9 protein-coding genes and 1 pseudogene are annotated in these 8,650 nt (G+C 61.0%); 6 read left to right on the top strand and 4 right to left on the bottom strand.

Annotated elements, in window-relative coordinates:
• Both F4V54_RS09200 and F4V54_RS09195 read left to right on the top strand, forming a co-directional pair.
• A pseudogene (locus F4V54_RS09200) lies at window positions 1-206 on the top strand (exodeoxyribonuclease VII large subunit); the annotation flags it as partial.
• 50 nt (window positions 207-256) lie between these two features.
• On the top strand, window positions 257-598 hold the full coding sequence (locus F4V54_RS09195; protein WP_034664668.1) for an exodeoxyribonuclease VII small subunit: 342 nt from the start codon (window positions 257-259) through the stop codon (window positions 596-598).
• A 14-nt stretch (window positions 599-612) separates the two neighbouring features.
• Here the strand turns inward: F4V54_RS09195 and F4V54_RS09190 are convergent, their stop codons facing one another.
• Complete coding sequence (locus tag F4V54_RS09190; RefSeq protein WP_150386938.1) at window positions 613-1,179, bottom strand: DUF4245 domain-containing protein; 567 nt, start codon at window positions 1,177-1,179, stop codon at window positions 613-615.
• A 169-nt stretch (window positions 1,180-1,348) separates the two neighbouring features.
• On the opposite strand from F4V54_RS09190, the gene glpX reads away from it, so the two are divergent.
• A complete protein-coding gene (glpX, locus tag F4V54_RS09185; RefSeq protein WP_150386937.1) occupies window positions 1,349-2,356 on the top strand; it encodes a class II fructose-bisphosphatase in 1,008 nt (335 codons plus the stop codon).
• A 60-nt stretch (window positions 2,357-2,416) separates the two neighbouring features.
• Here the strand turns inward: glpX and F4V54_RS09180 are convergent, their stop codons facing one another.
• A complete protein-coding gene (locus F4V54_RS09180; protein ID WP_052092936.1) occupies window positions 2,417-3,496 on the bottom strand; it encodes an HNH endonuclease signature motif containing protein in 1,080 nt (359 codons plus the stop codon).
• A gap of 221 nt (window positions 3,497-3,717) precedes the next feature.
• On the opposite strand from F4V54_RS09180, the gene F4V54_RS09175 reads away from it, so the two are divergent.
• The 3 genes from F4V54_RS09175 (at window position 3,718) to F4V54_RS09165 (ending at window position 7,388) form a co-directional block, all read left to right on the top strand.
• A complete protein-coding gene (locus tag F4V54_RS09175; RefSeq protein ID WP_034664673.1) occupies window positions 3,718-5,118 on the top strand; it encodes a class II fumarate hydratase in 1,401 nt (466 codons plus the stop codon).
• Window positions 5,119-5,250: 132 nt separating this feature from the next.
• Window positions 5,251-5,862, top strand: a complete 612-nt coding sequence (locus F4V54_RS09170; protein ID WP_150386936.1) for a TetR/AcrR family transcriptional regulator — start codon at window positions 5,251-5,253, stop codon at window positions 5,860-5,862.
• On the top strand, window positions 5,856-7,388 hold the full coding sequence (locus F4V54_RS09165) for an MDR family MFS transporter (protein WP_150386935.1): 1,533 nt from the start codon (window positions 5,856-5,858) through the stop codon (window positions 7,386-7,388). Before F4V54_RS09170 ends, F4V54_RS09165 begins: the two co-directional genes overlap by 7 nt.
• 6 nt (window positions 7,389-7,394) lie before the next feature.
• Here the strand turns inward: F4V54_RS09165 and F4V54_RS09160 are convergent, their stop codons facing one another.
• A complete protein-coding gene (locus F4V54_RS09160) occupies window positions 7,395-7,940 on the bottom strand; it encodes a GNAT family N-acetyltransferase (protein ID WP_034664697.1) in 546 nt (181 codons plus the stop codon).
• 43 nt (window positions 7,941-7,983) lie between these two features.
• On the bottom strand, window positions 7,984-8,650 hold a 667-nt coding region (locus tag F4V54_RS09155), incomplete at its 5' end, for a PhoH family protein (protein WP_150386934.1).

The following is an 8,650-nucleotide window of genomic DNA, read 5'->3' as shown; positions in this document are numbered from 1 at the left end:
GTTCGTTGCGCGCCCAGGTCTCCGCACTGGGGCCGGCCGCGACATTGGCACGCGGCTACGCCGTGGTGCAGGTACAGCCGCGCGATGGCTCCGAACCAGAAGTGGTCACCAGCATCAGCCAGGCCCCGCCGGGGTCGCCCTTGCGCATCCGCGTTGGGGATGGCTCCATCACCGCCGCCGGCATGTCCACCACACCCGCAGAGTAACTGCAGAACAACTGCAGATTAGATACTGCAGATTAGATAAGGAACACACGATGACAGAGAACACCTTCGGCCAAGGCGCCCCGAATGACGATGCCTTCCCGGCCCCCGAAACCCTCACCTACGAGCAGGCACGCGACCAGCTCATTGAGACCGTGAAGATCCTCGAACTCGGCCAGATGAGCCTTGACGAATCTCTCAAGTACTGGGAACGCGGCGAAGCTCTCGCAAAGCGCTGCGAAGTCCTGCTCAATGGTGCTCAAGAACGCGTTGAAGCTGCTCTGGGCAGCTCCCAAGAGGGAGCTGCCCAGAGGGGAGCTGCCATGGAGCAGCAGAAGGAGGCGACCAAGGAAGATCAAGAAAGAGCTGCCCAGGAAGAAGTTCCCGGGGAGTAGGGTTCGTCGATAAGCTATTTGGCCAGTGGCTGCGCGGCGGCGAACATTTCAATGAGCTCGCGGAACTCCGCGGCTTCAGCGGCGCCGGTGATGAGAATGCGCTCGTCGCCCAAATCCACAAACCACACATCGCGCACATCTCTGTCGTCGGAGGAATACACCTTCGCCTCATGCCCGGCGACATCCTCGGTGCGGGCGAGACTGCGCGGTGAAGCGTCGATGCCCTTGAGCGCGGTATCCTCATCAACCCCCGTCTGCGTGACCTGAAGGAACCCCTCATGCGGAGTGACCCATCCCATGACGGGCGCGGGGGTGCCATTCAACGTGGTGCGGCGAGCCGAGTTATTCACCCAGCCCTCCGGCACATCCGGGTAACGCACAGCAAAATCGACAGCGCGTGACTCCATGCTCAGGAACGTCTGCCCATCCACCTCCTGTACCGGCCCGTTCTCCGGCCGGCCAGGATTGAAAGAGCACATGCCTGTAAAGCCAACGGCAAGCAGCATGAGGACAACGATGACCACGACATTGATCGATATGTCACGGCTGTCTTGGAAAATGCGCGGTTTCTCTTTAGCCACGCGCTTCAGTATGTCACGGACCACCCCTGCGGCCACGGACTCCCCCGATCAGGTGGTCAACCGGACATATCGAAACCCTAAAAGTGCCACAATGGGGAGGAGAATAGCTGCGTCTGCGTGGCTTTCCGCCCATAATCTCCACCTACCATGCCCCAGGAGGCAACAACTGATGTCTAAAACCGCTGAAACCCCGGACCGTAACCTCGCCATGGAGCTTGTCCGCGTCACCGAAGCGGCAGCCTTGGCTTCCGGCCGGTGGGTCGGTCGCGGCAAGAAGAATGAGGGTGATGGAGCAGCGGTGGACGCCATGCGCCAGATGATTAACTCCGTGAACATGGACGGCGTGATCATCATCGGCGAAGGTGAAAAGGACGAGGCACCGATGCTGTTCAACGGCGAGAACGTTGGTAACGGGCTCGGTCCTGCCATGGATCTAGCAGTCGATCCGGTTGACGGCACTCGCCTCATGGCGGAAGGTCGCCCGAACGCCATCTCCGTCATCGCGGCTGCTGAGCGTGGCACGATGTACGACCCGACCGACGCGTTCTACATGAACAAGATCGCCGTCGGCCCGGAAGCCGCAGGCAAGATCGACATCACAGCCCCCGTCGCGCACAACATTCAGGAAGTGGCGAAAGCGAAGGGCATTGAGCCTCGCGACGTCACCGTGGTCGTCCTCGACCGCCCCCGCCACAACCAACTCGTTGAGGACATCCGCGCGGCAGGCGCAAAGGTCCGCTTCATTATGGACGGCGACGTGGCTGGCGCCATCGCCGCCGCACGCAACAACAACTCTATCGATATGGCCATGGGCATTGGTGGCACCCCGGAAGGCGTCATTACCGCCTGCGCTCTTAAGTGCCTCGACGGTGAGATCCAGGGCATGCTCGCCCCTCAGTCCGACGAGGAGCGCGAGAAGGTCCTCGCCGCCGGCCACGACCTCGACCGTGTGCTAGGGATCAACGACCTAGTGAGCTCCGATAACTGCTACTTCGCCGCCACCGGTGTAACCAAGGGCGATATGCTCCGCGGCGTGTCCTACCGCGCGGACGGTGCCACTACCCGCTCCCTCGTCATGCGCTCCAAGTCCGGCACCGTGCGCAACATTGAGTCCCTGCACAAGCTGTCCAAGCTGCGCGAGTACTCCGTGATTGACTACTCCGGTCCGACCGCTTAATCCGGTTTTCCGGCATGCCAATGGGCCCGGCTTGTGCCGGATCCATTTCTGTTAGCGGGTTCAAGCGTGAATTAACTCGGGGTATAACGATTCCATCGCCCCGTACGGATGTCGCTTGTTACTTCGCGCATACCCCGTGGGTGAAACCCAGATGGGTCTACCTTTTCGTATGGCGATGCGCCCGCGTTGGGGTTTGTCTGGGTCATCGTCGTTGACGCGATTGTGGTAGCCGCAGACGACTGCCAAGTTGTTCATGTTCGTCTCACCACCGTAGCGCCAGGGCTCCACGTGGTGGAGTTCGCAGTAGTCTGCGGGCATCCGGCAGTCCGGGTTCGTACAGATCGGCTGCGTCGCTTTCGCTAGGACGCGTTGCTTCTTACTTGCTAGTCGACGTTCCCTGTAGTGGTTCACCGGCCCCTCCGTCGGATGAAATAATGCAGCTTCCAACCCGTACTCCTCATTGCAGAGGTAATTGTTCACAAACTCCGCACCGGTCATGGTGGTGCCGTTGGTAAGCCCGAGGATGATGTCGTCCCCATGACCGTGAGTGATCGCGGATAAGTGAGGCGCCGGCACCAAGATAAGCGGGCGCGGCGCGGCAGCCGGAACCCCCTCCCCCGAACGCATGAGTTTCTCAAACGCCTCGGCCATCTGCGGACCGACAGGCAGATCATGATTAATGCCGGCACGCAGATTGGCTTCCAGGTCCGCGATGACGTGCTCGTCTCCTGTGATGATCACGCTGCCCAGCCCGTCCACCGGGGCGGTGAAACGCGCGCCCTTGGTCCGGGTCTTAGTCTTCTGCGGCACGATCTTCTTCGCATACCGCGCGAGCGCGACGCACGTGGATGCCTTGTCCACCGCCGCCTGGATGAGGCGGAAGCGGTAGCCATCCCGCTCCCCCGCGCGCTTGATGTGGCTGATGCAACGCTCAATCTGGGCGAGGAGGTCCACCGTCAGCCCGGCCTCGCGCGCGGCAGCCGTCGTTTGCTTTGATGCGCCTTTCCCGAAGTACGCAGAATGCACCAACGCCAACTCCCCCACACGGGATGGCGACAGCCCCGCCGCGAGGAACAGCGCGCGATCAAACTCACGGAGCTCCTCCAGCGGGATCTGCGTCAAGCGGGCAAGCAAGTTCATGCCAGCCACCGTAACCGCGGTAAAAGCCCTGCGTAAAGGGTTTGTGAGATGTTCCCTATTTTCAGAAAGTATGGAACCGAACAGGGGTCTACAGCAGTCTAAAGAAGGTTGGGGGTTTTATCGGGGCCAGGTTCCGCCAGGTTTTCCAAAATCAGGAATAATGGCGAGTGTGACAGCTGGCGCAACCGCGCCGGGAAACGTTCTAACTGCAAAGGATGACAATGGCTGATCAGGAATACCGCATTGAACACGACACCATGGGTGAAGTGAAGGTCCCCGTCAACGCGCTGTGGCGTGCACAGACCCAGCGTGCGGTGGAGAATTTCCCCATCTCCGGCCGTGGACTTGAAGCACAGCAGATTCGCGCGCTCGGCCTGCTCAAGGCAGCGTGCGCCCAGGTGAACAAGGACTTGGGCAAGTTGGACGCCACCAAGGCTGACGCGATCATCGCTGCTGCGAAGGAAATCGCCGACGGTAAGCACAACGCTGAATTTCCTATCGACGTATTCCAGACCGGCTCCGGCACCTCCTCCAACATGAACACGAATGAGGTCATCGCGTCTATCGCGAAGGCTAATGGTGTTGAGGTTCACCCAAACGACGATGTGAACATGGGCCAGTCCTCCAACGACACCTTCCCCACTGCTACCCACGTGGCGGCGACGGAGGCAGCGGCCAACGACCTCATCCCGGCTCTGAAGGTGCTGCAGAAGTCCTTGGCTAAGAAGGCTGATGAGTGGCACGAGGTAGTCAAGTCCGGCCGCACGCACCTCATGGATGCCACCCCGGTCACTCTTGGCCAGGAGTTCTCCGGCTACGCCCGCCAGATCGAGCTGGGCATCGAGCGCGTGGAGGCTACCCTGCACCGCCTGGGTGAGCTGGCTATCGGCGGTACCGCTGTGGGCACCGGCATCAACACCCCGGCTGAGTTCGGCGGCAAGGTCACCGAGGAGCTGGTGAAGCTCACCGGTGTGACCCAGTTATCCGAGGCGAAGAACCACTTCGAAGCACAGGCTAACCGCGACGGCCTGGTGGAGTTCTCCGGCGCTATGCGTTCGGTTGCTGTTTCCCTTTACAAGATCGCCAACGACATCCGGCTTATGGGTTCCGGCCCGCTCGCCGGCCTGGCGGAGATCCACCTGCCGGACCTGCAGCCGGGTTCTTCCATCATGCCGGGCAAGGTCAACCCAGTTCTGTGTGAAACCGCAACACAGGTGTCCGCACAGGTCATTGGCAACGACGCGGCTGTCGCATTCGGTGGCACCCAGGGCCAGTTCGAGCTCAACGTGTTTATCCCGATGATGGCGCGCAACGTTCTCGAGTCTTCGCGTCTGCTGGCCAACACCGCGCGCCAGTTCGCAACCAGGCTTGTCGACGGCATTGAGCCCAACATCGAGCGCATGCGCACCCTGGCTGAGTCCTCCCCGTCCATCGTGACCCCGCTGAACTCCGCGATTGGTTACGAGAACGCGGCGAAGATCGCTAAGCACGCAGTCGCAGAGGGCATCACCATCCGCCAGGCCACGATTGACCTCGGCTTCGTCGACGGTGAGAAGCTCACTGAGGAGGAGCTGGATAAGCGCCTCGACGTGCTGGCAATGGCTCACACTGAGCGCAACTAAGCTCATCTAAGCGCATATAAGCGCCCCTCAACCAGACCCTGGCAGGCCCGCCCTGTCAGGGTTTTTGGTGCTTAGGCACCAGCAGATCTCACCCTTTGGCAGTTTCTTGCACTGAGTGTAAAGTTCCTGGGCATGGGTTGGGAAGAAAAGCGGCGGGCGACGCGACTCAGGATTGTGGAGAGTGCGGCGAGGCTCGTCGAAAAGCATGGCTTTGATGACGTGACCGTCGAAGACATTTGCGCCGGCGCGGGCATTTCGCGGCGGACGTTTTTTAATTACATGAAGTCCAAAGATGAGGCTGTGCTCGGGCCCGCGCCCCTCACAGTTTGCGAGGAAGGTTTGCGCCGGATCGCCGAAACGCAGTCGGACAACCTCGTGGACCTGATCATCAGCGTGAGCAGCGTGCCTGAGGGGGCATTGCCTGATCAGGATGCGTTCGCGCGGCGCCGCACGATGTTCGCTGAAAATCCCACGCTGGCATCGCTAGCCTTGGCGCGGCGGCGCACGGTTCTTACGGCGATCGCGGAAGCTCTGGCAGAGCACTTCACACGCTTCCCTGAGGACCGGCGCGCCCCGAAACACCCCGTGGAGACTGAGATCCAGGCGCTCATTGAGCTTGTTCAAGCCGCGGTGAGCATCACTGCTTTCCAGCCGGGCTTTTTCGATCCAGACCTGGATCTGCGGGACAACGTCCGCAACGCCGCCACCTTCATCGCTGACTACGCAAGGACACTCGAATGGTAGACACACAAAAACCCAACGTTGGTCTGGTGTTCGCCGCGCTGCTCATCACCATGCTCATGAGCTCACTCGGGCAAATGATTTTCGCCTCCGCCTTGCCGACGATCGTGGGCGAACTCGGCGGCGTCGAACATATGAGCTGGGTGATCTCCGCGTTCATGGTCACCATGACTATCGCGCTGCCTATTTACGGCAAGCTTGGCGACGGGCTCGGTCGCAAATGGTTCTACATCACCGGCATCGCCTTCTTCATCGCCGGTTCGACATTGGGTGGGTTTGCTAACTCGATGACCGTGCTCATCATCGGGCGCGCGGTGCAGGGTTTTGGCGCCGGCGGCATGATGATCAACTCGCAGGCGATCATCGCAGAGGTCGTCCCGGCACGGCAGCGCGGAAAATACATGGGCATCATGGGTGCTGTTTTTGGCATTTCCTCAGTGTTGGGGCCGGTGCTTGGTGGCTGGTTCACGGACGGCCCGGGCTGGCGTTGGGGTCTGTGGATGAACATCCCTTTGGGGTTACTCGCCATGACTGTGGCCACGCTGGTGCTGCACCTGTCCAAGGGCAGCCGGGAGGGCTTCCGTTTTGACTGGCCGGGCGCAGCACTGCTGACGGTGGCAACGTCCACGCTCATCTTGGCGACGACGTGGGGTGGGTTGCAGTACCCGTGGACGTCCGCACGCATTCTGGGTCTGCTGGCAACGTCGGCGGTAGCGGCAGCGATCTTCGTGGCGGTGGAGCTGCGGACGAAGAACCCGCTCGTGCCCATGCACCTGTTCCGCAACCGCAACATGACGCTCACCACCGCTGCCGGCGTGGTCCTCGGTGTTGCTATGACCGGTGTGATGGCCTACCTGCCCACCTACCTGCAGATGGTGCACGCACTCACCCCGACCGAGGCCGGTTTCATGATGGTCCCGATGGTCGGCGGCATGATCCTCACCTCCACCGGTTCCGGTGCGCTCATTTCGCGCCGCGGGAATTACAAGAAGTTCCCCATCATTGGCCTGTGCATCGTGGCGGTGGGGTGCTTCTTGCTCTCGCGCCTAACAGTGGACACAGGCCTGGGCACGCTCGGCGTGTTCATCTTCGTCTACGGCTTTGGCCTCGGGCTGGTCATGCAAGTGCTCATCCTCATCGTGCAGAACTCGTTCCCGCTGGCGGTTGTGGGCACGGCGACGGCCGCGAATAATTTCTTCCGGCAAATCGGCATGTCCGTGGGCGCATCAATGGTGGGCACAATGTTCATCCACAACATGCAAAACAACATGGCGGAGCGACTCCCCGCCGCTTTCGCGGCGATGGGGCCCGACGGCGCGCAGTACTCCGAGGCTTTCCAAGGTGGCGCAGCTCAGTCCTTGACGCCGGGCACGGTCAATAAACTGCCACAGCCACTTCGCGATGTCATCGCGAGCAGCTACAACGACGGCCTGACCCCTATCTTCCTCCTGCTCATCCCACTGGTTCTCGCGGCGGCACTCGTGCTGCTGCCAGTGCGCGAGGACAAGCTGAAGGAAACGGTGGACTAGCTGCCTCTAACTGTCCGCCGCAGGCCTCTCGCCCGGTTTAGGCAACAGCAGCTCATAAATATCGGTGTCGCGCCAGGTGCCGGCCATCTCGCCGTAGGTCATCTTGGCCATCTGGTGGTAGGTGCCCACTTTGACAAAGCCGCGGGAAATGTGCAGCCCAGCGGATCCTTCATTCTCCGGGAAGATCCACGAGTGAATGGACCACTTGTTCAGGCCCTTGCACGTCTCAATGAGCTTATCCAGCAGCGCTCCCGACACACCACGTCCGCGGGCTTCCTCGCGGGTGTAGATCGAGTCTTCGACCACGCCGTGGAAAACGCTTCTCGACGACGCCTGCGCCGCCGCCACCCACCCCAACACATAATCATCATCGTCTTTCTCTGTGGCAACGAAGACAGTCTCAATGATCTTGTTCGTGGAAAACTTTGCCCAGGTTGGGCCCTCTGTTTCGTAGGACGCGTGGCCCGTTCCCAAACCTGCCTCATAGATCTCACGGACCTGCGGGTAGTCTTCGGGCCGAATTGGGCGAATAGTGAAATCGCGTTCAGACATGGCGCCTATCGTACAACCAGAAAAGGGCCCACCCTGAAATTGGCTAGTGTTCCTGGTCTTCGAGCAAATCAGTGACCAATTCCGCGATCGCAGAGCGCTCCGAACGCGTCAGGGTGATGTGGGCGAATAAGTCCTCGCCTTTCAGCTTTTCGATCACCGCCTGCACACCGTCATGCCGCCCCACACGCAAATTGTCGCGCTGGGCAACATCGTGTGTCAGGACAACGCGCGAACCACGCCCCAAGCGTGAGAGCACGGTGAGCAGCACGTTGCGTTCGAGGGATTGGGCTTCGTCGACGATCACGAAGGCGTCGTGAAGCGAGCGGCCCCTGATGTGCGTCAGCGGTAACACTTCGAGCAGATCGCGCGCGGCGATTTCCTCCATGACGTTGTCGGAGACCACACCTTCGAGTGTGTCGTAGACCGCCTGGGACCACGGGTTCATCTTCTCCATCTCATCGCCCGGCAGATAACCCAGGTTCTGGCCACCGACGGCGTAGAGCGGACGGAAAACGATGATGCGCTTGTGCTCCCCGCGCTCCAGGACGGACTCGAGGCCCGCACACAGCGCCAACGCCGATTTACCGGTGCCGGCGCGGCCGCCGATGGAGACGATGCCCACAGAGGAGTCGAGAAGCAGGTCAAGCGCGACCCTCTGCTCGGCGGAGCGACCGGACAACCCGAAGGCGTCGATGTCCCCGCGCACGAGG

Origin of the sequence: Corynebacterium tuscaniense, from assembly GCF_008693065.1 — a bacterium.
Taxonomy (GTDB): Bacteria; Actinomycetota; Actinomycetes; order Mycobacteriales; family Mycobacteriaceae; genus Corynebacterium; species Corynebacterium tuscaniense.
The sequence above is the reverse complement of the archived record's forward strand: the minus strand, read 5'-3'. Positions and strand labels throughout refer to the sequence as shown.